Source organism: Streptomyces sp. H39-S7 (genome assembly GCF_027158205.1).
Classification (GTDB): Bacteria; Actinomycetota; Actinomycetes; order Streptomycetales; family Streptomycetaceae; genus Actinacidiphila.
Genome location: NZ_JAPVLU010000060.1, coordinates 1 through 23,266, shown reverse-complemented (window position 1 = coordinate 23,266; position 23,266 = coordinate 1). Strand labels below are relative to the sequence as shown.

Annotated in this window: 21 protein-coding genes and 1 pseudogene; 14 read left to right on the top strand and 8 right to left on the bottom strand. The window is 70.5% G+C overall.

The features are described from left to right. Positions 1 to 142: 142 nt before the first annotated feature. Complete coding sequence (locus O3X23_RS37580; RefSeq protein ID WP_269277727.1) at positions 143 to 421, bottom strand: GlsB/YeaQ/YmgE family stress response membrane protein; 279 nt, start codon at positions 419 to 421, stop codon at positions 143 to 145. Positions 422 to 1,612: 1,191 nt separating this feature from the next. On the opposite strand from O3X23_RS37580, the gene O3X23_RS37575 reads away from it, so the two are divergent. Further along, positions 1,613 to 2,665, top strand: a complete 1,053-nt coding sequence (locus tag O3X23_RS37575) for an ATP-binding SpoIIE family protein phosphatase (RefSeq protein WP_331283999.1) — start codon at positions 1,613 to 1,615, stop codon at positions 2,663 to 2,665. Between the two features lie 67 nt (positions 2,666 to 2,732). On the opposite strand, the gene O3X23_RS37570 is transcribed toward O3X23_RS37575, so the two are convergent. After that, entirely contained in the window at positions 2,733 to 3,143 is a 411-nt protein-coding gene (locus O3X23_RS37570; protein WP_269277787.1) for an ACT domain-containing protein, read from the bottom strand. Positions 3,144 to 3,255: 112 nt separating this feature from the next. Further along, the gene (locus tag O3X23_RS37565; protein WP_269277721.1) at positions 3,256 to 3,993 is read right to left on the bottom strand and encodes an SDR family oxidoreductase; all 738 of its coding nucleotides are present in this window, start codon (positions 3,991 to 3,993) and stop codon (positions 3,256 to 3,258) included. Between the two features lie 93 nt (positions 3,994 to 4,086). Here O3X23_RS37565 and O3X23_RS37560 point away from each other — a divergent pair, with 93 nt between their 5' ends. The 8 genes from O3X23_RS37560 (at position 4,087) to O3X23_RS37525 (ending at position 13,044) form a co-directional block, all read left to right on the top strand. Further along, positions 4,087 to 4,950: a LysR family transcriptional regulator gene (locus O3X23_RS37560; RefSeq protein ID WP_269277718.1), complete on the top strand. Its 864-nt coding sequence runs from the start codon at positions 4,087 to 4,089 to the stop codon at positions 4,948 to 4,950. A 76-nt stretch (positions 4,951 to 5,026) separates the two neighbouring features. Next, positions 5,027 to 5,869 carry an endo alpha-1,4 polygalactosaminidase gene (locus tag O3X23_RS37555; protein WP_269277714.1) on the top strand — a complete coding sequence of 281 codons (843 nt, stop codon included), beginning with the start codon at positions 5,027 to 5,029 and terminating at the stop codon, positions 5,867 to 5,869. A gap of 190 nt (positions 5,870 to 6,059) precedes the next feature. Continuing rightward, positions 6,060 to 7,070: an N-acetylglucosamine kinase gene (locus O3X23_RS37550; protein ID WP_269277711.1), complete on the top strand. Its 1,011-nt coding sequence runs from the start codon at positions 6,060 to 6,062 to the stop codon at positions 7,068 to 7,070. A gap of 470 nt (positions 7,071 to 7,540) precedes the next feature. Then, positions 7,541 to 8,743, top strand: a complete 1,203-nt coding sequence (locus O3X23_RS37545) for a type III PLP-dependent enzyme (RefSeq protein WP_269277784.1) — start codon at positions 7,541 to 7,543, stop codon at positions 8,741 to 8,743. A gap of 123 nt (positions 8,744 to 8,866) precedes the next feature. After that, the gene (locus tag O3X23_RS37540; protein ID WP_269277708.1) at positions 8,867 to 9,898 is read left to right on the top strand and encodes a phytanoyl-CoA dioxygenase family protein; all 1,032 of its coding nucleotides are present in this window, start codon (positions 8,867 to 8,869) and stop codon (positions 9,896 to 9,898) included. A 23-nt stretch (positions 9,899 to 9,921) separates the two neighbouring features. Continuing rightward, positions 9,922 to 11,247 carry a DUF6271 family protein gene (locus tag O3X23_RS37535; RefSeq protein ID WP_269277781.1) on the top strand — a complete coding sequence of 442 codons (1,326 nt, stop codon included), beginning with the start codon at positions 9,922 to 9,924 and terminating at the stop codon, positions 11,245 to 11,247. Further along, complete coding sequence (locus O3X23_RS37530) at positions 11,240 to 11,737, top strand: GNAT family N-acetyltransferase (protein ID WP_269277705.1); 498 nt, start codon at positions 11,240 to 11,242, stop codon at positions 11,735 to 11,737. Before O3X23_RS37535 ends, O3X23_RS37530 begins: the two co-directional genes overlap by 8 nt. A 95-nt stretch (positions 11,738 to 11,832) precedes the next feature. After that, entirely contained in the window at positions 11,833 to 13,044 is a 1,212-nt protein-coding gene (locus tag O3X23_RS37525; RefSeq protein ID WP_269277702.1) for an MFS transporter, read from the top strand. A 16-nt stretch (positions 13,045 to 13,060) separates the two neighbouring features. Here O3X23_RS37525 and O3X23_RS37520 read toward each other — a convergent pair whose 3' ends face one another. Then, positions 13,061 to 14,302 (bottom strand): PucR family transcriptional regulator, encoded by a 1,242-nt coding sequence (locus tag O3X23_RS37520; protein WP_269277699.1) that lies wholly within the window; start codon positions 14,300 to 14,302, stop codon positions 13,061 to 13,063. Between the two features lie 154 nt (positions 14,303 to 14,456). Between O3X23_RS37520 and O3X23_RS37515 the strand changes: the two genes are divergently transcribed. After that, positions 14,457 to 15,323, top strand: coding sequence for an SGNH/GDSL hydrolase family protein (locus O3X23_RS37515; protein ID WP_269277697.1), 867 nt, complete (start codon positions 14,457 to 14,459; stop codon positions 15,321 to 15,323). 125 nt (positions 15,324 to 15,448) lie between these two features. Here the strand turns inward: O3X23_RS37515 and O3X23_RS37510 are convergent, their stop codons facing one another. Together O3X23_RS37510 and O3X23_RS37505 are read right to left on the bottom strand one after the other, a co-directional pair. Beyond that, positions 15,449 to 15,880 (bottom strand): SRPBCC family protein, encoded by a 432-nt coding sequence (locus tag O3X23_RS37510; RefSeq protein ID WP_269277779.1) that lies wholly within the window; start codon positions 15,878 to 15,880, stop codon positions 15,449 to 15,451. Between the two features lie 109 nt (positions 15,881 to 15,989). Further along, on the bottom strand, positions 15,990 to 16,712 hold the full coding sequence (locus O3X23_RS37505) for a TetR/AcrR family transcriptional regulator (protein ID WP_269277695.1): 723 nt from the start codon (positions 16,710 to 16,712) through the stop codon (positions 15,990 to 15,992). A gap of 91 nt (positions 16,713 to 16,803) precedes the next feature. On the opposite strand from O3X23_RS37505, the gene O3X23_RS37500 reads away from it, so the two are divergent. From O3X23_RS37500 to O3X23_RS37490, 3 genes are all read left to right on the top strand, one after another. After that, complete coding sequence (locus O3X23_RS37500) at positions 16,804 to 18,300, top strand: APC family permease (RefSeq protein ID WP_269277692.1); 1,497 nt, start codon at positions 16,804 to 16,806, stop codon at positions 18,298 to 18,300. 71 nt (positions 18,301 to 18,371) lie between these two features. Next, on the top strand, positions 18,372 to 20,015 hold the full coding sequence (locus O3X23_RS37495; RefSeq protein ID WP_269277690.1) for an amidohydrolase: 1,644 nt from the start codon (positions 18,372 to 18,374) through the stop codon (positions 20,013 to 20,015). A 211-nt stretch (positions 20,016 to 20,226) separates the two neighbouring features. Next, complete coding sequence (locus tag O3X23_RS37490) at positions 20,227 to 20,472, top strand: hypothetical protein (RefSeq protein WP_269277688.1); 246 nt, start codon at positions 20,227 to 20,229, stop codon at positions 20,470 to 20,472. A 49-nt stretch (positions 20,473 to 20,521) separates the two neighbouring features. Here O3X23_RS37490 and O3X23_RS37485 read toward each other — a convergent pair whose 3' ends face one another. Together O3X23_RS37485 and O3X23_RS37480 are read right to left on the bottom strand one after the other, a co-directional pair. Then, complete coding sequence (locus tag O3X23_RS37485) at positions 20,522 to 21,385, bottom strand: geranyl diphosphate 2-C-methyltransferase (RefSeq protein WP_269277686.1); 864 nt, start codon at positions 21,383 to 21,385, stop codon at positions 20,522 to 20,524. 85 nt (positions 21,386 to 21,470) lie between these two features. Continuing rightward, positions 21,471 to 22,682: a family 2 encapsulin nanocompartment cargo protein terpene cyclase gene (locus tag O3X23_RS37480; protein ID WP_269277684.1), complete on the bottom strand. Its 1,212-nt coding sequence runs from the start codon at positions 22,680 to 22,682 to the stop codon at positions 21,471 to 21,473. 403 nt (positions 22,683 to 23,085) lie between these two features. Between O3X23_RS37480 and O3X23_RS37475 the strand changes: the two are divergent. Beyond that, positions 23,086 to 23,266, top strand: a pseudogene (locus O3X23_RS37475) (Crp/Fnr family transcriptional regulator); the annotation flags it as partial.

Sequence of the window (23,266 nt, the reverse complement as noted above, 5' to 3'; positions counted from 1 at the left end):
GCCGGACCGGCGCGGTGAGAACAGGGTTCGCCGGACCGGATCAAGCCGCTACCGGCCATCGATCCCTGCGGGTGCGGGCAGCGGAACGGCTCCGCCCTCGCGATGAGGGGGAGCCGTTTCCGTCGGGGTGGGACTGGGTCGTTCAGGCGTGGCTGTGGTGCCGCTTGTTGCCGGCGACCAGCCGGTACAGGGCGAGGAGGATGACCGAGCCGACGATGGCGGCGATCCAGGTGGAGATGTCGAAGAAGCCGTCGATGGAGTCGACGCCGAAGATGACCTTGCCGAGCCAGCCGCCCAGCAGACCACCCGCGACACCGATCAGCATCGTGATGATGATGCCGCCCGGGTCCTTGCCCGGCATCAGCGCCTTGGCAATGAAGCCCGCGAGCAGACCAATCAGAATCCAAGCAATGATGCCCATGACGCCTCTCCTACCTCGGTGAATAAAGCCGGTGTTAACGATCGTCTGCACCGAGCGGAGACTTTCAAACGTCCGCACTCTGATCGGACGCCCGCACGTGGACGACGGAACCGTCATCGGTCAGCGCGCGTCATGGGGGAACGCGTGGAGGGGCCCTGGTGCTGACAGCACCAGGGCCCCGAAGGAACTGCTACACCATCTGCCGGCCCTGAACGTGCGCCGACGGTCTGTTTCCGCGGATCCGACCGAACTGCTGTCGGGGGTGCGGGGATCGCGATTGCTTGACCGGAGACCACCTCACTATCGATGTCCTGCGGTACCCGGGCCGAGTCTCTTGGCCCGGGCGATCCTGATGGCGCTCGGCTCCTCCGTTCTTCCCTCTGGGATCAATCACTTACCAAGCGGGGACTGCGACTGCTGGTGATACGAACTGCTCAGCGGCCTGCGACAGCACCGCTCTTCGGCAGCCAGCCCCGTCGCCCGTCCTGCGTCTACTCTGGCTTGGAACCCCACTGCCGAACTTCCCGATGCGCGCGCCTGCAGCGGACGCCTTCACCGAGGTACTGCTCACTGACTGCACTTGCGGGTACTGCCACTACGGTCCTGCTCACGGCGGCCCCTGATCACCGCGGGCCACCCGGTCCGGCTGTCAGTCCCGTCGCCGACCTGCAACCGCCCTGGCTTCGGAACTCCACCGCCGCACCGCACTGCACTTGCGAATATTGCTGCCTGGCAGTTCGTCCCTGCCGGGCCCTGCTGTCCTTCTGGGCTACGACAGGAACACTACCCACACCCAGAAGCGAATGTCTACTTCAAGCGCGATAGATTTCCGTGGCGTGGCGCAGGAGGCATCTTGGCCTGTATCCAGCGCGCGCCGTGGGCGGGCGAGAAGTACGGGGGCGGGTGTGCGGCCCGGTCCTGGGGGTACGCGGCGCCCAGCCGCTGAACCGAACGACACGGCAAAGGAGCTGTTATGGCGATCGCCACGGCGGCACGGGGCCGCCACTGCCGCTGCGGGCAGGAGATGACCCGTCAGCTCGGCCGCCCGGCCGACCACAAGGCAGCAGGACCTCGCCGTGGTACTGGGGGATCTCCTCGGGTACGCCTCTCCACCGCAGGGTTTGACATGAACGACGGCCCTGTCAGCAGCGGACGTGCCGCGGTCCGGGCCTGCGCCGCCGGGTGCGGGCTGTGAGCTTTGAGCTGCTGGAGAGCGAGGACGTGGCATGGTTCCGTGACGACCTCACCGGCGCCCGGGGGGTTGCTTCCCGACTGGCCCGCAGGATCGGGTTGAGCGAGCATCGGGCCGGCGAGGTAGCTCTGGCGATGTCCGAAACCGCCTCCAACCTGGCCAAGCACGCCATCGGCGGGGCGATCGTGCTGCGCATCGTGCGCAGCGCGCAGCACGCCGGGATCGAATTCCTGGCCGTGGACAGCGGACCGGGGATGGCGGACGTGGCCGCTGCGATGCGCGACGGACGCTCGAGCGCCGGCACGCTGGGCATCGGTCTGGGCATGGTCGCCCGCCTCGCGGACACCTTCGACGTGTCCTCCGCACCCGGCTACGGGACGGTGATGCTGGCACGGTTCTGGCCACGGGACGCCATGCTCCGCCCCCTCGGGTCCAGCGGTGATCTACCGCAATCGGTGGTGGGAGGAGTGACGCGGCCCATCAGCGGTGCGCAGGAGTGCGGGGACGGCTGGGCGGCGCGCTGGGGCCGGAGCAGCGCTGCCCCCGAGGGGCAGGCGGTCCTCGTCATGCTGTGTGACGGTCTCGGCCACGGCCCCCTGGCGGAGAAGGCCACCCAGGCCGCGATCCGGGCCTTCCGCACCGGCGGCGGCCAATCCCCCGAAGACGTCCTGCAGGAGATTCACCAAGCACTGTCCGGCACCCGGGGCGCCGCGGTGGCCGTGGCACGCATCGAACCCGACTCGGGGCGCGTGCTGTTCTGCGGGGTGGGCGACACCGCCGCGGCGATCGTGACTCCCACGTCCAAGAGCACCCTGCCGTCGCCGCCGGGACGTGCCGGCCACCAGATACCCACCCTGCGCACCACAACCCACCCCCTGCCCTCCGGCAGCACGCTGGTCATGCACTCCGACGGCCTGACGGAGCGGTGGAGTCCCGACGCTCACCCGGAGGTCTTCCGGCACTCCCCAGCGGTGATCGCAGGTCACCTCCTGCGCAACGCCGGCAAGTACCACGACGACGCCTCGGTCGTCGTGGCCCGGGGGTTGTGGTGAGCACCTGGGCGCACCGGCGCGGCCCTAACCACACCCGCGGCAGCACCATGTGCGGATGGCGGTGCCGTCACGGCGTCCATCGCGCGGATCGCTGTGCGAGCTCTTCCAGCACGGCGACCGCCTCGCCTGCGCGCTCGTGAGGAACGAAGAGGTGGTCGTGGTGGAAGCCGGCGACGACGTTGCAACTCAGTCCCACCGTGGCGAGTTCGTGGGCGACGGCAGCGGTCAGACCCACCGCATCCAGCGCGGACTGGATGCGCAGCGTGATCCACCCGGCCACATAGTCGTAGGCGAGGCCTGCGGCATCGGCGTCCTGCTGCCGAGTCACCAGCGTCAGGCCTTCCTCCTCGGCGACCGTCACCACGGGCGTCACTCCAGGCGGCAAGGCGCCATCGACGGAGGTGAACACATAGCGCCCGGAATTGAGCTCCGGCCGCATCCCGCTCAAGAGTTTCCGCAGATCCCTCTCCCCGCTCATGCCGAGCACATTAGCGCCCAGCACGATCACGGCAGCGCCGACCTGGCGGAGGAACCGGGGTTCCTCCGCCTTCGGTCCGCTCCGCAGCCGTGGTGGCCACAACAGCTCGGGGTCACCAGGGGATGACGCCGTCGTCCTCGAAGAAGGAACCCGTCGGGCCGCCGTCGGGAAGCGTGGCGAGCCGGATGGCTGTGGCTGCGCCCTGCTCAGGAGTGCGGGGCCCGTGGAAGCCGGTGAAGTCGGTCGCGACCAGGCCCGGACAGGCGGCGTTGATCAGAATGTTCGTGTCGGCGAGCTGCCGGGCGTACTGCACGGTGACGGCGTTGAGGAACGTCTTCGACGGCGAGTAGGCGGCCATGACGGGGCCGATGTCGATTCCCGGGTCCGCCTGCCGGGTCAGGGAGCCGACGGCGCTGGAGACGTTGACGATGCGTGGCGACGTCGCGCGCCGCAACAGCGGCAGCATCGCGTTGGTCACCCGGATGACACCGATGACATTGGTCTCCACGACCGTGCGGACCACGTCGAGGTCGAGCGCGGTCGGGTCCTGCATCCACCCCGGGCCCATCTCTCCTGAGATGCCGGCGTTGTTGACCAGGACGTCCAGGTGCCCGGCCTGCCGCTCGATCAGTTCCGCGGCAGCGATGACGCTCTGGTCGCCGGTCACGTCCAGCGGTACCTCGAACGCGTCCACCCCGGCGGCGCGCAGCTTCTCCACGGCGCTCTCGCGCCGGTCCTTGTCGCGGGCTCCCACGCCCACGCGGTACCCCAGGGCGCCCAGCCCGGTGGCGATCTCGTACCCGATTCCCTTGTTCGCGCCGGTCACCAGCGCGATCTTTGCTGTGCTCATGTCGTTGATCGTCGCTCGCGGACGAGCGGTACATCCAACACCGATACGGTGCCCTGTGATACTCGGTAGGTATCACAGAGGTAGGGTGTGGCCGTGGACACCTTGGAGACCCGTGAGTTGAGGTATTTCGTCGCCGTCGCCGAGGAGTTGCACTTCGGCCGCGCCGCCGAGCGCCTCGGCATGGCCCAGCCACCACTGTCCCGGGCGATCCAGCAGCTCGAACGGCGCATCGGCGTCTGCCTGCTGGAACGCAACCGCCGCGGTGTCTGCCTGACCGGCGCCGGAGAGGTGCTGCTGCACGAGGGCCGTGCGGCCCTCGACGCGACCGCCGCCGCCACGCGCCGCACCCGTCGCGCCGGTGGCGCCGAAACATCGGGCGGCCCGCGCAACCGCCTGGTGCTGGCAGTGAAGGCGGCCGCGTCCCACGAACTGCTGCAGAAGCTGCTCGCCGCCTACGCCGCCGAACCCGATGCCGCCGAGATCGAGGTGGTGCCGTGCGGCATGTGTGAGCAGCCGGAGCTACTGCGCGATGGCCGCGCCGATGTGGCGCTCATGCACGTGCCGTTCAACTCCCTTGCCGGCTTCGACAGCGAGGAACTGTTCACCGAGGGGCAGGTCGCCATCCTGCCCGCCGCGCACCCCCTCGCCTCGCGCAAGGCTTTGACCATGGCTGACATCAGCGACGTCCCCGACCTTCCGCGCGCCCGCTGGGCCAACCACGGCACGTACCCACCCGGCCCGGGCCCCGAGATCCACGACCAGACGCAGCTGGCCCAGTTGATCGCCCTCGGACGCACCATGGCCGTCTTCCCCGAATCCGCCCGCGCCTGGCTGTGGACCGAGCACGCCGCCGTCCCCCTGACCGACGCGCCGCCTGTCGTCACCCACATCGCCTGGCCCCCGCACAGCCGCTCCCTCGCCCTCGCCGGACTGATCCGCACCGCCACACAGATGTGACCCGGACCGAGTCGCCAGGACCTTCGACCGTGTCCGAGGCGGGACATGCCCTCCCCCTGTATGGAGCCGTACTCGTATGCGTGCACCCCTCGCCGCTCTGATCGCCGCCATCGCCGCCACTGCCCTGTGCGCGACCGCCTGCAGCAGTGACTCCTCCCCCGAGGAGGCGCCCTCGACCACTGTCGGCCCCCCGCCCGGAGTGACCCCGCCTCCCGTCCACGCGGGCTTCGACTACCAGCTCGGCGGGCCCTACGCCCCGCCGGCGGGGGTGTCCGTCGTCGCCCGGGATCACACCGCACCGCCTGCCGCGGGGGTGTACAACATCTGCTACGTCAACGCGTTCCAGGCCCAGCCGGGCGCGGAGAAGGAGTGGGACGGCGATCTGCTGCTCCGGGACGGCGCGGGGCAGGTCGTCATGGACAAGGAGTGGAACGAGGCGCTGCTCGACCTGCGCACCGACGCCAAGCGTCAGCGCGTGGCGAAGAAGGTGAACGCCTGGATCGACGGGTGTGCGGCCAAGGGGTACCAGGCGGTCGAGCCCGACAACTACGACAGTTACTCGCGCGCCCCGAAAGGGCTGCTGACCGCCGACCACGCGAAGGCGTTCCTCGCGCTGCTCGCCGCCCACGCCCACGAGAAGGGCCTGGCCATCGGCCAGAAGAACACCGCGGACCTGGCCCCGGCCCGCAAGAGCGTCGGCCTGGACTTCGCGGTGGTGGAGGAGTGCGGCCAGTACGACGAATGCGGCGACTACACCGATGCGTTCGGTGATCACGTGATCGTGATCGAGTACACCCAGGAGGGCCTGGAGAAGGCGTGCTCCGACTCGGGCGCACGGATCAGCGTGGTGCGCCGGGACCGGGACGTGGTTCCGGCGGGCGAGCACGGGTACGTGCGGGGGACCTGCGCCGGCCTGTGACGTCGTGCAGGCATTGACGCGGCCAGAACTGATCGGTTTACTTCCTGGCAACGCCAGAGTCGACAGCTCTGCGCGAGAGGTACGCCCAGCCGGTAGCTGACCTGGTCAGGAGCCCGGACTGAGTCGCCAGGAACGCCGTCGGGCGTCCGAGGCGGGGCCGTGCTCACCTGCCCCCCGTGGGAGCCCCGGCATGAGTCCTGTGCGTGCGATGTTTCTGGGTGTGGACGGAGGAGGCACCAAGACTGCCTTCTGCCTCCTCGACAGCACAGGCACCGTACGCGCCGAGACGATCGGGGATGGCGCCTACTACTTCGCCGAGAACGGCCCGGGCGGCATCGACCACGTCGTAGGGGTGCTCAAGAAGGGCATCGACGCGACGTGTGAACAGGCCGGCATCACCCCTGCAGACATCGACTACACCTTCCTCGGGCTGCCCGGATACGGCGAGGCCCCCCGCGACGTGGCCGCGCTGGATGCCGCACCCTCCCGCATCCTGGGCGGCAGCCGTTACCGCGTCGACAACGACATGATCTGCGGCTGGGCGGGTTCACTCGGCACGGCCGACGGCATCAACGTCATCAGCGGCACGGGCTCCATGGTCTACGGCGAGCGCGACGGGCGTGGCGTGCGCGTCGGCGGCTGGAGCGAGATGTTCAGCGATGAGGGATCCGCCTACTGGATCGCGGTGCGCGCCCTGAACGCCTTCACGCGGATGAGCGACGGCCGGCTCCCCGAGGGCCCCCTCGCCGGGCTGCTGCGCGACCGCCTCGGGCTGACCTTCGACCTCGAAGTCATCGACGTCGTCCTCAACCGCCGGCAGGGCCGGCGCAGCGACGTCGCCGACCTCAGCAGGACAGTCGCGCAGGCCGCGGAACAGGGAGACACCCAAGCCGCCGCCATCCTGGCCGACGCGGGGAGGGAACTGGCCCTGCTGGTCGCCGCCGCCCGCCTCCGGCTCGGCTTCACCTCCGAGATGACCGTGCCCGTCTCCTACTCCGGCGGGGTGTTCGGCTCGACCGTCGTCCTGGACGCCTTCGCCGCTCAACTGCGCGCCACGGACGGCACCTACGACCTCCGTACCCCGCTGTTCACACCGGTGCTCGGAGCCGCCCTGCACGCGGCGAAACTGGCCGGGACGCCGCTGAGCCCCGCCGCCTTCAGCACACTGCGCTCCGGCCCCGCCGCCCACCGATCCAGCTGATCCGGAGGATCGGGAGGATCCGCATGCGGCCCGGCCGCGTCCCTCTTCGCTCATCGTCCTAACCGACTGACCAGCAGTCATCACACAGCGTTAAATAATTGCCGCGTCGCGCAGGTTACGTGCAAATAGCGTGCCGCGAAGGCGAGTTGACAACCGGAAAGGGTTGACGTCGCAATCTGGTCTAGTCCAATGTTGTGTCCAGGGTCCGTGCGCGCAGCCATCTTTTCCGGGGTGCGGTCCGCCGTCCACCAACCGCCATGGGCTCCGCGAAGGTAGTGATCAACGTCCGCAGCGAGCTGCCCGTCGGCAGTCGACCCCGGTTTCGCTGTGCTCTCGATCCGCCCCGCCACCAAGACCCGAGTCTGGAAGGACCGCATGACCGCGTTGCGTCAGGAACGACCGAGCGCACAACGAGGTGCTGGACCGCCGACATGGACGACCGTGGCGTCGAGCGTCGGCCGGGTGCGGCGATGAGCAGCCCGGGGACGGCCCCGTTCAGCGCAGGGCTGCACGCCGCCCTCGCAGCCGAGTCCGAGGACCGGATCATCTACGACCTCGCCGGGATCGGCGAGCGGTACCGGTCCCTGCTCGAGGAACTGCCCGGTGTCGACATCCGGTTCGCCATGAAGGCCTGTCCCGTCGACGAGGTGTTGACCCAGCTGGCGGCGCAGGGCGCCGGCTTCGACGCGGCGAGTCCCAACGAGATCGCCCAGGCAATCAGGACCGGTGTGCCGCCCGGCCGGATCCACTACGGCAACACCGTCAAGTCCGACCGGAACATCGCCGAGGCGTACCGCCTGGATGTCCGGGACTTCGCCACGGACAGCCTGGAGGACGTCACCGCCATCGCGACCCACGCCCCCGGTGCCCGGGTGTTCTGCCGGCTGGCCACCAGCGGGGAGGGCGCGCTCTGGGGGCTCAGCCGGAAGTTCGGCTGCTCGGCCGCCGACGCGGTGCTCGTCCTGGAGGCCGCGCGGGCGGCGGGCCTGTCACCGGCCGGCCTGTCCGTGCACGTCGGCTCGCAGCAGATGACGACCGACGCCTGGCAGGAGGCCTTCGAGCGCATCGGCGACGTGCTGGTGGACCTGCGGGCGAGCGGGATCCTGTTGGACCACGTCAACCTCGGCGGCGGCCTGCCCGCCCTCGGCTATCTGGACCGGTGGGGCAACCCGCTCGACCCGCCGCTGGACAAGATGTTCGTGGTGATCCGCGAAGGCTTGCAGCGGCTGCGGGAGATATCCGGTTCCGCGTTGGACTTCGTCATGGAGCCGGGCCGCTACCTGGTCGCCGACCAGGGCGCGATCAAGGCGCATGTCCTGCGGCTGTCGTCGCGGCGGCAGCTCGACGGCGAGCGCGAGTACTGGCTCTACCTGAGCTGCGGGAAGTTCAACGGCCTCTACGAGATGGACGAGCTCCAGTACCGGCTGGTCTTTCCCTCCCACCCGGACGGGGAGTACGTTCCGGCCGCCGTCGCGGGCCCCAGCTGTGACAGCGACGACGCCTTCGCCCAGGAACACAGTCGGGTGCCGGTGCCCAGGGCGGTCGCTTCCGGAGATCCGGTGTGGATCCTCTCCAGCGGCGCCTACGCCACCAGTTACATGACCCAGGGGTTCAACGGCTTCGATCCGCTGCCGTGCGGTTGGACGGCCGGCGAGGTGAACCGACCGGTGTGATCCCCGCCCGCACGCCCCCTGGTTCGCGGCCACCGGCGCGAAACGGCCCGGCGCGAAAGCGGGCGTGCCGTACACCCCCCCGACCCACTTGCCCACTCGTCACTTGGTTTCTGGAGTTCGTACATGCCGGCCCACGATCAGTACCTTCACCGAGCTGCCTCGCGCCGCCCGTATTTCAGCGCGGACGGTGAGACGTACCTCGCGCCGACCCCGCTCAGGGACCTCCGGAAGGAACGGCCCCTGCGCGTGCTCTCCGAAGCGGACTTCGCCTTCTGGCAGACCTACGGCTATGTCGTGGTCAAGCAGGCGATCCCCGCCGAGTCCGCCCAGCGCCTGCTGGACTTCGCCTTCGACTTCCAGGACCTCGACCCGAGCCGTCCGGACACCTGGTACGAGCAGCGGCCCTACCGTGACGAGCTGGACCGCCACCTGCACGTCTACGGATTCGTCGAGGCGTACCACCACCAGCTGATGTGGGACAGCCGGCAGACCCGGCGCGTCTACGACGCGTTCGCCGACGTCTGGGACTGCGAGGAGCTCTGGGTCTCCCTCGACCGTCTCAACCTCAACCCGCCCAACGTCAGGAACCGTGACCGCGCCCTCATCGAGCCCACCGAAACGGGCTTCGACATCGAACTCCACTGGGACATCGACAGCACGCTCGGAGTGATACCGCAGCGCGTCCAGGGCATCATCGCGCTCAACGACACCCAGGCCGACCACGGCGGCTTCCAGTGCAATCCCGAGCTGTTCCGCCGGTTCGACGAGTGGAAGCTCGGCCAGCCGGCCGACCGCGACCCGATCCGGCCCGCCGTCGACCGGGACGAATACCCGGTGGTGCGACCGGAGCTGTCAGCCGGCGACCTGCTGATCTGGAACGGCGCCCTGGCCCATGGCGTCGCCCGCAACACCTCCGAGCACGGCGTCCGGGCGGTCCAGTACCTCTCGATGATGCCCGCCCTGGAGGAGAGCGAGCAGCTACGCCGCTCCCGGATCGGTTCCTGGGAGACCCTCAGCACTCCGGACTGGAACGGAACCCTGGTCGGCGACGCCGTCACGCACGAGTCGCTCCGGTACAAGTCCGCCGAACTCGACGAGCTCGGGGAGAAGCTGCTGGGCCTCGCCTCCTGGCACGGAGCGGAGTCCGCACAGTGAGTCATGGAAGCCGTGGTACCGACCTGCGCAGGATCTGCCTGACCCTCCCCACCAACCGCGCCTGCACCGCGACCATCGCCGACATCGGCGAGGAGGCCGCCTACGCTGCCGGGCGGTTCGACGTCGAGGTCCACCTGCTGATCCTCGACTCCTCCGACGTCTCGACGTTCGCCGGCCACGCCAAGGCCGTCGACGAGCTCCCGGCCGTACCGAACGTGGTCGTGCACCACCTCGACGAGGAGCGGCAGCGTGACTTCCTGCGGGAGGTGATCGGACGCTCCGGCCAGGCCGAACCCGAGCTGCTGCTGGACCTGATGCTGCCGGACGCCGTCTCCTACGGAGCCTGCACCAACCGGGCGTTCCTGCTCGCCGCCGCACTCGGCTGCGCGTCGATCCACCGCCGGGACTCCGACAGCGGCTACCAGACCCTGGACGGCAAGCCGGTCTTCCCGATCCACCACGAGCTGCTGTCCCTCGGGAAGTCCGGTGCCGACGCGGCCGACGGCGTCACCGAGAACGCGCTGGACCCGGTGCACGGCCAGAAGCCGGTGTCGATGGCCGGCGGCTCCTTCGTGGGTGAACTGTCGGTCGACGTCGGCGAGATCAAGGAGGCCGACCCCGGGATCTACGCCGAGGTGGTCAGCCTGTGGGCTCCGCCCGAGTGGCCCGAGGAGGACGTTCAGGGCCTGGTCCAGGAGTCGTTCATCGGCGCCGGAACCGAGCCGTTCAGCGTCGACCGGTCGGTCCTGGACGTCCCGGACATCTGGCGGCTGGACATGTGCAACATCGGCTTCGACCGCGAGCTGTACGAGCGCGTCCCGCTGCCGCCCGCGACCGACACCATCGGCAGCGACTACTTCCTCCTGCACGTCGTCCGCCACGCCCCGCTGCCCGCGGTCGTGCACAACCGCCACATCGTCAACTTCTACACCGCGGAGCGGCGGACCGGCAGCGGGTTCACCGCCTACCAGGTGCGGTTCGTGAAGTTCCTGCTGTCGATGCTCTACCTCCACCCCGTCTACTTCGACCTGGAGGAAGCCGGTCCTGCGCTGCTCGACCCGCGGCACCAGGTGCGCGCCGACACGATCGCCGGGTTCGTCCGCCGGTCCGCCGGTGCGGACCGCGCGGAGAACATCCGGCGGCTGGAGGTCATCGACCGCTGCTACCGGCAACTCGGCGGCAGGTACGCCGAGTTCGCCGATCATCTGCTGCCGCTGCGGCAGGGCCTGCTCGACCGGGCCCAGGTCGACATGGAGCACTTCGCGCTGCTGATCGACGCGTGGCGTCCGCTGGTGGCGGCGAGCAGGGCCATCGGCCCGTCCATCGGAAGCGGGGTGCGGCGTGGCTGACGACACCGTCCGCCTCCGCCGGTTGGCGGACGCCGACTGGGACGAGGTCGTGGCGCTGGAAGCGCGCGCCTATGCCGAGAGCGGCCTGTCCGAAGGACGGGATGTGCTGCGGTCCAGGGGCCGCGTCTCACCGGCCACCTGCTTCGTCCTGGAGCACGAGGGGCTGTTCGGGGGCTATCTGCTGGCCCTTCCCTACCCGCCGGGCCAGTGCCCCGACCTCGCGCTGACCGAGGCGTCCCACCACGAGTCGGCAAATCTGCACGCGCACGATTTCGTGATCACCGAGACACTGCGCGCCAGGGGGCTGTCGCCGCTGTTCGTGCGGCAGATCGAGCAGGAGGCGCGGTCGCAGGGGTTCGACCGGATCTCCATGGTGGCCGTCCAGCGCAGCCATGTCCTCTGGCGTCGCCTCGGCTACGCCGCCCACGCGGAGGTCGGCCTCCCCGAAAGCTACGGCACGGAGGCCGTCTACATGTCCAAGGCGCTGTAGAGCGGGCCCCGGAGAGCGTCCCCGGGCGGGGACAGAAGTACCAGCGGATCCGCCGCGCGGATCATCATCGTCGGACGAAGTAGGCTGATTCACCCATGTTTCGCATCCACGACCCCTTCCGCAGAGCGCAGTTGGCCATCGCGGCGCTGTTCCTCTTTCTCGGGTTCCAGTACGCCACCTGGGTCTCGCGGCTGCCCGCGCTCAAGTCGCACCTCGACCTGAGCGAGGCGCAGGTCGGCCTGCTGCTGATGGCGGGCGGTGCGGGGGCGGTCATCTCCTTCCCGCTGGTTCCGCTGGCGATGAAGCGCCTGGGCTCCCGGCTGCTGGCGCTGCTGTCCGCCCTCGTCCTGGGCCTGATCCTGCTGGTCCTGGCGGTGGCGCCGAACTACCCGGTCACCTTGCTGGTCATCTGCCTCGACGGCGTGGCGGTCGGCTTCCTCAACGTCGCGATGAACGCGCAGGGGGCCGCGCTCGAAGTCGAGTACGGCCGGACGGTGATGGCCAGGTTCCACGCCACGTTCAGCGCGGGCTCGCTCTCCGCGGCGCTGCTCGCCGTCGGCGTGAACCTGTTCACCTCGTCCTTGGCGGTGCACTTCATCGCCGCCACCGTGCTGTTGCTGCTCGCGGTGGGACTGACGCAGTCCGGGCTGCTGGCCCAGGACCAGCAGCCGGAGGCCGCACCGGAGACGGCGGACTCCACGCCGGAGGAGGCGGACGCCGTACCGGAGGAGGCGGAGCGGCCGAAGCGCCGACTGGTCCTGCCGTCCCGGGTGACCATCTGGATGGGCCTCGCCATGGTGTTCGGCACCGTGACCGAGGGTGCGATGAACGACTGGTCCTCCCTCTATCTCAAGGACATCGCCGGAGCGGGACCGGAGGTGACGCCGCTGGGGATCGCGGTGGTGTCCGGAATGATGGTGCTCGCCAGGATCTTCGCCGACGGCTGGCGCGCCCGCTGGGGTGACGGACGGATCGTCGTGGCCGGGAGCGCGCTGGCGGGGGCCGGCCTGGCCGTCGCCCTGGTGGCCGGCGGTGTGATCCCCGCGCTGCTGGGATTCGCCTGCGTGGGCCTGGGCGTCGCCGCCGTCACGCCGTGCGTCTACGTGGCCGCGGCCCGGCAGGGACCGGACGCGTTGGCCCTGGTCGCCGCGATGGGGACGATCGGCCTGCTGGCCGGACCGCCGGTGATCGGCTTCATCGCGAGCGGCAGCAGTCTGGTGTGGGGCATGGGCGCCATCGCCGTCTCGGCAGCGCTGGTCTCGCTGTGCGCCACCCGCATCCGCTGGCCCGCCCTGGCCCAGGCCTGACCGCGCGCGCCGGCGGTCAGGGGTGGGGGTGGCGGGCGGCCAGGGCGGCTTTGATCAGGGGGATGTCCGCGGGGCGGGTGGGGTCCAGGCCGGTGAGGGTGGTGGCCTTCTGGAGGCGGTAGTCGACCGTGTTGGGGTGGATGTGCAGCTGGGCCGCTACCGGGCGGCGGCTGCCCAGGCGCAGGTAGGCGTCGATGGTCCTGAGGATCTCCGGGCTGTCCGCGAGGGGGTCGAGGAGGGCGGCGAGGCCGTCGCGGGCGTGGCTGGGGCGGGAGAGCTGGTATTCGAGCAGGAGGTCGTCCAGGCGGTAGGCGCCGGGTGGGCGGTCGAAGGTGCGCGCGATGGTGAGGACTTCCCGGGCCAGCGAGGCCGCCTCCGCGATGCCCGGCGGCGCGGCGCAGACGACGCCGGCGGTGACGTCGGCACCGACGGATCTGCCGAGGGCCGGCACCAGTGCGTCGAGCGCCTGCCAGTCGGACTCGGCCAGTTGGTCCGGTGCGACGGGCCAGGGGATCAGGGCGATGCCGCCGCCGGCTGTCAGGGCGGCGAGGACCCGGGCGCGGGTGTGGCGTTCCAGTTCGGTCTGGAGACGGCGGGCCTTGCGGCGGCCGGCGATGGCGGGGTCGACGCCCGCGGTCGTCTCGTCCGGGTGGGCGCCCATCGAGAGGGCCAGGACGAGATAGGCGGCGGGTAGTTGCAGTCCGAGACGGTCGGCGGTCTCCTTCGCGTCGGTCCCGTTGAGCAGCGCGGACAGCAGGGTGTGCCGGGCGGCGTCCTCCTCGCCGTGGATCGTCTGGCGTTCCTCCAGGTATCCGGCGGCGACGGCGGGCACGACCCGCTGCAGGTAGCGCAGGAGCAGGGTGGGCAGCTCCGGCAGGCGGGCGATGCCGTCAGGGCCGGCCTCGGCGGCGAGCAGTTCCCAGACCTTCTGCGCTCCCAGGTGGTAGGCGGTCAGGACGACCTCGACGGGGACGCCCTCCTCGGCGCGGCGGGCCGCCGAGACCCGCAGGTGCAGGAGCTCGTCCTCGTCGGGCATCGTGCGGGTGCGCAGCACGGAAATGAACGCGCGCAGGTTCTGCCCGATGACATGGCTGATGTCTCCGCCGAGTTCCTCGCGGGGCAGCGTCTGGTAGGCGGGGATCTGGGCCGTCAGCTCGTGGACCACTGCCTTGATGAGCCGGGGAAGGTTCGCCGTCAGCCACCCGGGTACGTCCAGTTCGGCGCTGCGCGGGGTGCTGGGGCTTTTGTCATCCGTCACAACTTCTCCCCGCTGAGGTCTGGTTCCGCTCCTATGTTCCGGTGATTCGTCGTGCGCGATCATGATGCCACGGCTTACCTACCAGTAACACGGAGGTCGATGTGCGGTTGTCGCGCGGGCACACCGCCTCCTCACCCTCAGCATTGGAGCTCCCATGAAACGGCTCTCCCGCAGCCTGCTCGCCTCCGCCTTCGGCTGCGCCGGCCTGATAGCCGCCGGAACGGGGGGACCGGCACAGGCACAGCCCGCGCAGCCCGTGGAGTACGTCGCCCTCGGCGACTCCTTCGCCGCGGCTCCCCTGGTGCCGCGGACCGACCCGGGCAACCTCGCCTGCCTGCGCTCGCTGTCCGACTACCCGCACATCGCCGCGCGGGCCCTCGGCGCCCGGCTCACCGACGTGAGCTGTTCCGGCGCCAGGGTCACCGACTTCAGCGGCAGGCAGTTCGGCTTCGTCCCGCCCCAGTACAAGGCCCTGTCCGCCAGGACCGACATCGTCAGCCTCACCATCGGCGGCAACGACACCGATCTGGTCACCCGGGCGATCAGTTGTGTGAACCTCCTGCCCGAACCCCTCGGCACGAGCTGCGCCGATCGCCTCACCGCCGGCGGACGCGACCGGATCGCGGAGGACATCGACCGCTGGGCTCCGTCCCTGGGCACCGCCCTCGATGAGATCCACCGCCGCGCGCCGCACGCCAAGGTGTTCGTCGTCGGTTACGGCACCTACATCCAGCAGGACGGCTGCTTCCCCCGGCAGCCGATCCGGGCCCGCGACGCCAACTACGTCCAAGGTGCCGTCAACAAGCTCGGCGACGCCCTGCGCACCCAGTCCGCCGCTCATGACGCCACGTTCGTCGACACCGTCCCGCTCAGCGCCGGGCACGACAGCTGCGCCCCTGCCGGAACGCGCTTCATCGAAGGCCTGGTCCCCACCAGTTCCGCGCTGCCCCTCCACCCGAACGCCGCCGGATCGGCGACCTTCGGCGCCGCCCTCGCGGAGTCGGTGCGAACGGCCGGCTGACCCCGGCATCAACGGGTGGTGCCGCGGCCACCGGTCCCTTCCGGTCGCGGCACACTCGTCAGCACACCCGCCGCCGCCGAACCACCCGGTGGCCGGCCCGGGGCGATCCGCGCGGTCCGCGGGGCTCAGAGGGCGTTGATGACCTGGGGCATCCGGCGGCTGACCTCGTCGCCGAGCCGTTCGAATTCCTTGCGGAGGAAGGGGTCGGCGAGCCGGGCGAGCCCGTGGAACACGATGTGGGCGTGGTAGGTGACGGCGGTGCCTTCCGATACCGCCCGGAAGGTCAGATCGTCCGTGGACGTCGCCGTCTTGTTCTCACCGACGAAGGTGAGGCGGGCGGGTTCCAGGCGGGCGAGGCGGTAGGTCAGTTCCGTCTCACGGTTCTTGAAGACGGAGATGTTGCGCCAGGTCGAACCGTTGCCCAGGGGGCCGTCGTCCAGGCGCTCGCAGGAACGGGTGCCTGGATCCCAGGCCTCGGCCCGCGAGAAGTCCTTGAGGTACTCCACCACCACGTCCAACTGCTGCGTGACGGTGAATGTGCGCTCCACGGTGACCATGAGGAACCAACTTCGTGAGTAGCGACGCGGCACGGCTCACCCACTCCGGCCGTGCCGAAAGACCGGTCGCTGATGCGGGTGCCCCGCGGGGGCCGGGCTATTCCGCTGCTCAGCCGGGCTGTTCCACTGGCCGCAGGGCCGCCAGTCGGGCCGCCGCCGCGTCCAGGAACAGGTCGAGGGTCCGGGTGTAGGCGCTGCGCCTCATCTCGGCCTGCAGCAGGCGGGTGGTGGCGGCGATGTGGGGGTGGGTGGTGCTCGGGAGCGAGGCGTAGGTCCGCTGCCAGACCTGCCGCTCCGCGTCCCGCGCCTCCGGCGGAAGGGCGGTGCTGGCGGCGTCCAGGGCCGCGTAGGCCAGGCTGGTGTCGACGAAGATGTGGTACATCCGGACCGCCTCGGGGTCCGGGAAACCCCCGCCGCGCAGCACGCCCAGGATCGTCTCGATGGCGAACGCCTCGTGCGGCCGGCCGGTGACCCGGTAGGTCGCCAGCATCGCCGCCTGCGGGTGCTCGAGATAGGCCGCGTGCATGCGCAGGCCCAGTTCTCGCAGGTCGGCGCGCCAGTCGCCGCGCGGGGCCCAGCCGACGAAGGCCTGACCGATGAGTGCGTCGGCGACGGCGAGCAGCAGGTCGTCGGTGTTGCGGAAGTAGCGGTAGAGCGCGCTGGGGTCCGCGCCCAGGGCCGCGCCCAGCCGCCGTACGGTCAGCGCGGCCGAGCCGTGCTGACGGATCAGCCGCAGCGCGGTCTCGACGATCAGTGCTTCGGAGAGCACCGTGCCCTGCTTGGTGGGGCGGCGGCGCGGTCGCGCGGCCCCGGACAGCTGCCGGTCGGTCATGGCGGGAGCTTATGTCAACGCCATTGACCTGTTAAGAGCCCACACGCTTCCATGGCGCACCAACCCAGTCCCGAGGCGAAGCGGTGGCCCGATGGCAACAGACATGAAACGGTCGCTCGGCGTGGTGGACGGCGTGGTCATCGCCGCTTCCACCACCGCGGCGACCAGCAGCATCGGCCTCGGTATGGGGCTGATGGCCGGGATCGTCGGCCTGCACCTGCCGATCATCATGCTGCTGGCGTTCCTGCCGATCCTGGGCATCGCCGGCGCCTACTCCCGGCTCAACCGGGTCGAACCCAACTGCGGCAACAGCTACGTCTGGGTCGGCCGCTCCGTCAGCCCCTGGCTGGGGTTCCTCTCCGGCTGGGTGAACGTCGTCGGCACGGTCGTGTTCCTCGCCTACACCACGACGGTGACCGGTTCGGCCCTGATGCAGCTCGCCGGCCAGGCGGGAGTGCACCGCCTGGCCGGCCTGACGCTCGACCCCGACAGCACGCTGCAGTCGACGCTGCTGGGGTTGACGGTGCTGGTGGCCGCCACGCTCGCCGCCGTCACCGGGGTCGACGTCGCCGCCCGGCTGCAGCGCTGGCTGCTGGCCTTCGAGTACCTGGTGCTGCTGGGCTTCTGCGGCTACGGCCTCGTCGCCGGCACCCAGCCGTTCAGCCTGGACTGGTTCAACCCCTTCACGATCCCCTCGCTCGCCGCGCTGGCGCAGGGCATGGTGGTGGCGGTCTTCTGCTACTGGGGCTTCGACGCAGCCTTCAGCGTCAGCGAGGAGGTACGCGATCCGCGTGACGCCTCCCGCAGCGGTCTGATCACGGTGTTCACCATGCTCGGCCTGTTCCTCCTCGGCGCCGTGGCCTTCCAACGGGTCCTCTCGCAGGGCCAACTCGCCGACAACGGCGCACAGGGGCTGACGTACTTCGGCAACCAGCTGGCCCACCAACCGCTGGCGGCGCTGCCCCTGGTCGCGCTGACGTTCTCGGCCGTGGCCTCGCTGCAGGCCGGAGTGATCCCCACGGTGCGGGGGCTGTTCGCCATGGGCCGCGACCGCACCGTCGGCCCGGTCTGGACCCGCATCCACCCCAAGTACGGGACGCCCGCGGCGGGAACGCTGCTCCTCGGGGCGATCGCCGCCGTGGTCGCGGCGCTGTCCCTGGTCATCCCGAAGGTCAGCGAACTGATCAGCGCCTGCGTCGGTGCCATCGGCATCGTCGTCGCGCTCTCCTACGGCCTGACCGCGATCGCGGCCGCCGTGCGCTTCCGCGGACTGCTGCGCGGCCCGCTCGCGGAGGCGGTGCGGGCGGTCGTGGTGCCGGTGCTCAGCGCGCTGGTCCTGTTCGCCCTCGCCGGCTACATGTGCTGGGGCTACGCCACCTCCGACGATCATTTCGCGGTGCGGGCCGACAACGGCTGGTTCCTGCTGCTGATGCCGGTGCTGATGATCCTGTCCGGGCTGGTGGTCGCCGCGTGGGCCAAGTGGGGCCGCCGGTCGCCCTACTTCGCCGCCGGCCACGCCACCGACGCCGGCGCGGCGGACCTGCTGACCGCCGCGCCCACCACGGGCCGTCCGTCCGCGACCCTGTGAACAGTCCGCCCGTCCGCACCCCCCGGAACCGTCCGCCCATCCCACCAGCGCCTCTTCGTACGGAGTACCCCATGACCCACGCCGACCTCGTCTTCACCGGTGGCCCCGCCCTCACCACGGATCCGGCCCGCAGCCGCGCCACCGGCGTGGCCGTCCGCGGCGAGCGCATCGTCGCCGTCGGCCACGACGAGGTGCGTGAACTGATCGGCCCCGGCACCGAGGTCGTGGACCTCGCCGGCCGGCTGCTCATCCCCGGCTTCCAGGACGCCCACGTCCACGCCGTCTACGCCGGCGTCGAGCTGGGCGAGTGCGACCTGACCGGCACCACCAGCCTGGCCGAGTACCAGCGCCGGATCGCCTCCTACGCGGCGGCCCACCCGGAACGGGAGTGGATCACCGGCAGCGGCTGGTCCCTGGAGAGCTTCGAGGGCGGGGTGCCGACCCGGCACCTGATCGACGCCGTCGTCGCCGATCGGCCCGTACTGCTGTTCAACCGCGACCACCACGGAGCCTGGGCCAACACCCGCGCCCTGGAGCTCGCCGGACTCACCGCCGCCACCACCGACCCCACCGACGGCCGGATCGAGCGCGAGACCGACGGCGCCCCCGGCGGCATGCTGCAGGAAGGGGCGGCCGGGCTCGTCGCGCGCCTCGTCCCCAGGACCACCGCGGCCGACCGCCTCGCCGGACTGCTCCGCGCCCAGCAGGTGCTGCACAGCCTCGGCATCACCAGCTGGCAGGACGCCATCCTCGGCGTCTTCAACGGCCAGCCCGACCCCTCCGACGCCTACCTGGCCGCCGCCTCCGACGGCACTCTGACCGCCCGCGTCAACGGCGCGCTGTGGTGGGACCGCGCACGCGGCGCCGAGCAGATCGCCGAACTGGTCGAGCGCCGCGAGCGGTTGCGCGCCGGGCGGTTCAGGGCCGACTCGGTGAAGGTCATGGTGGACGGCATCACCGAGAACTTCACCGCCGCGATGACTGCCCCCTACCTGGACTCCTGCGGCTGCGCGACCGCCAACAGCGGTCTGAGTTTCGTCGACCCGGCGGCGCTGCGCGACCACGTCGTGGAGTTGGACGCGCTGGGCTTCCAGGTCCACTTCCACGCGCTGGGCGACCGCGCGGTGCGCGAGGCCCTGGACGCCGTCGAAGCCGCCCTCACCGCCAACGGCGCCCGCGACAACCGCCACCACCTCGCCCACCTGCAGGTGGTCCACCCCGACGACGTCCCGCGCTTCGCCCGGCTGGGCGCGATCGCCAACCTGCAGCCGCTGTGGGCCACCCACGAACCGCAGATGGACGAATTGACCATCCCCTTCCTCGGCGGTGAACTGGCTTCCTGGCAGTACCCGTTCGGCGACCTGCTGCGGGCCGGCGCCACCCTCGCGGCGGGCAGCGACTGGCCGGTGAGCAGCCCCGACCCGATGCTCGGAATCCATGTCGCGGTCAACCGTGCCGCGCACGGCGAGGACCGCCCGCCCTTCCTGCCCGAGCAGCGCCTCGACCTGGGCACCGCACTGACCGCGTACACGGCGGGCTCGGCCCATGTGAACCATCTGGACGACACGGGCACCATCCGCGTCGGCGCCCTGGCCGACCTGGTGGTCCTGGACCGTGACCCCTTCGACGGCCCGCCGCAGGACATCGGCTCCGCCACCGTGGCCCTGACCTACGTCGGCGGCGAGCGCGTCCACGCGGCGGCCGACGCGCGCTGACCGAACCGTCGCCGCACGTGCACGCATCTCCTCGTGGGGCGGAGGAACACCGGGTCCCCCAGCGTGCCACGCCGGGCGCCGCGTACCGCAGAGGATCGCTCGGCGGTACGCGGCCGGCGGACCGGGCGCGCCACCCCGTACGGCTCGGCGGTTGTCCTGGCGCTTGTCACAGAGTGAGTGGTGGTGAGTGCGCCGCGAGCCGGGTGCGTAGGTGCACGTAGCGACCGACGACGGCGACCCGTGCGCGACCCGCGTGATCCAGGTGGAGGGCAGTGAGTTGAGCAATCGACAGGCGGACAGGAGCTCGGGGATCATCGCCGGCACCGCGGCGGCGGTGCTCGCGGCAACCGTGCTCCTGCTCCCCCACGCCCACGCGACCACCGACACGCCGCCCTCCCCCGTGCCCGCCACCTCTCCCGCGACCGTGCGCGTCACCCCGGACCTCGACCAGCCGTGACGCGCACGGGCCGCCCCGACCTCCGAAGGGGCCGGGGCGGCCCGAGGGCTCAGACGCGGTCGGCGGCGATAAGCAGGTACTGGAAACTGCCGTCCTTGTAAGCGGTCAGGAACGGGTCCTCGATACCGGTGACCAGGGACGACTTGGCCCGCAGTTCCCAGTACGGGATCGTCGCGGCGGTCAGGTCCACGACGCTGATCGGCACGAGGCGGTTGGCCGCCATCTCCTTGAAGTAGGTGCTGCGGGGGTGGATGTCGCAGATGTAGTGGGCGTTGATCTGACTCACGGCCCGGGAGGGCAGCCCGTAGGTGTCGTTGTAGCAGCCGGTGATGGTGACGTACCGCCCGCCGCGGGCCAGCAGCCGGGAGTGCTCGGCGAACAACTGCGCCAGATCGACGTACATGGTGCTCTCGTTGTTCCAGATCCCGCGGAAGGAACCGGTGTCGAAGCCGGTGCTCAGCATGTTCCTCAGGTGGAAGCGCACCTTGTCGTCCACACCGCGCTTGACGGCCTGGTCGTTGGCGAAGTCGACCTGGGACTGGGAGATCGACACGCCGTCGACCACGCACCCGAACCGCTGGTTGGCCACGATGCTGCCCCCGCCGCGGCCCGATCCGGCGTCCAGCAGCCGGTCCTCCGGTGCGATCTCCCCGAACTGCCCGAGGAGGAACTCCGTCTGGTTGCACTCCAGTCGGTGGAGCTCCCTGGTGATCAGGTTCTCGCGGGTGTCCTCCGGCGCGTTGAGCACCGACCAGTCGACGTCACCGATGCCGTAGTGGTGGTGGTAGATGCCGTCCACGTCGCCCAGGCGCAGGTTGACCGGGTTCTTCTCCGCGTTCCAGTACTCGGCCACGGACCGCTGGTAGGGACTGGTGTTGAGCTGGGTCGGGACGGTGATGTGGTCGAGGGTCATGTGCGGGCTTGCTCCTTCGGTCGTCAGGTCGTTGCGGGGCGTTGCAGGGCGGGGCGGGGCGAACGGCATGGGGGGACGGGTGCGCTCAGGGCGAGGTGGCGTAGCGGCCGCCGACGTGGCCGGCGTGCCATTCGTGATTGCCGCCCATCCAGTTCGCCAGCCCGGTCACGTACCGGGCGGTGAGCGGATGGGCGGAGAGCGCGGCGGCCTCCGTCTCGAAGGCGCGCACCAGGTCGTTGTGCACGTCGATGGCCTTCGCGAAGGCGTCGTCGATCGCGCACTCCTCCTCCTCCGCGATCACGGTGGGCAGGCTGTAGTGAAAACGGCCGGACGCCTGCTCCTTGCGCAGGGAGTACAGGTCGTTGAGGACCGTGGACGCGGTGGAGGCCAGCGCGGTCGCCCGCTGCACGGCCGGCAGCGCGAACAGCTCGGCGGCCAGTTCGTAGCCGCCGATCGCATCCGTGATCGCCAGGCACGGGCGGAAGGAGTTGAGCTGCCGCTGCACCAGGTACTCCCACACGCGCGGGGTGCGCTCCTCCTGGACGCAGGCGGCTTCGGCCTCGTAGCCCAGGTACAGGCTGGCGACCTCGTGGCGGAACCGGTGCGCCTGCGCGGGGGTGGCGAGTTGGGTGAGTGACTCCATGGCCGCGTGCATGGAGCGCAGCGCCGGGTGCGCGGCCAGGGCCGCACGCCAGTGGGCGTCGTAGGGGGCGGGCATGTGAGTGGGATCGATCGCGGACTGGGCCACGGCGAGGCGGGCGCCGAGCCCCTCGGGCTGCCCGCCCAGTTCGGGTTCGCAGAAGTAGTCATCCACCGCGTTCTCACCGGTCAGGAGTTTGGCGGCGGTCAGCAGGTGTTCGGTGCTGGGGGCGTCGGGGTGGCACAGCACGACGGAACGGCCCGGGTCGAACGACAGCAGACCCGCGCGCAGGTCGGCGGAGCGGAACAGCCCCACCTCATCGCCCCAGGCCACCAGTTGCGCGTTGATCAGGTCGGCCAGCGCCCGGTCGTCGCGTACCGCCGGCGGGCAGTGCAGGCCCTCGATGCGCGAGGGCGCCGGGGTCGCCCGGCCCGGGGGGTGAGTCGGGGTCTGGGGGTGGATCGGGGTCTGGGGGTGGATCGGGGTCGGGGTCGAAGCCGGGGTCGTGAAGCGGAGGGCGGCGCTTCCCAGCCCGGCCGGGCCGGCGAGGACTCGCTCCAGCGCCTCGGTCAGCGGCTGACCTCGGCCGGTGGCCGGCGTGGCGTGGCTTTCCCGCCTGATACTCGCCGGGTGTTCGATTCCGTTCTCGCGTCCCATCCACAATCCCTAATCCCTCGCAGTCACGGCAGGCCCCCGCATATCGAGATGCGGAGCCTGCGGGCGCGGCGCCCGCAGAGAAGCATTGCCATGGGGGACGCACCTGATACTCATTCGATCGAGTGATAGCGCGACCGAGGCGGATCGGCGATACTTCAACCGGCGAACGCCCCTGCAACCAGGGGCGTTGGGCCGGAGTCAGCACCGGCGGGCCGCCCGCACGGCACTGCACCGCCCGCGGTGAGAACGCCATATCAAGCCAGGGATCGCGGGTAATTTCCGGGTAATTTCACGGTCCCGTGATCGCGTCGCACCTATTCACCCGTTGCGAGACCGACGTCGAAACGCGTGTGGGAAAAGCAATCCACGGACCTTCACGAACGCCACGGCAAAGGATTCAGCCATGTCCATCGAAGCACGCCCGGAATCCGCGCCCGTGCCGACCGGTACCCCGTCCCATACAAGCCTTGATACGGCTGCTGCCCGGAATCTGGCGACCACCACCAAGTCCGCACCGCAGATGGCGGGGATCTCCTCGAGGTGGCTGCTGCGCATGCTGCCCTGGGTCGAGGTCAGCGCCGGCA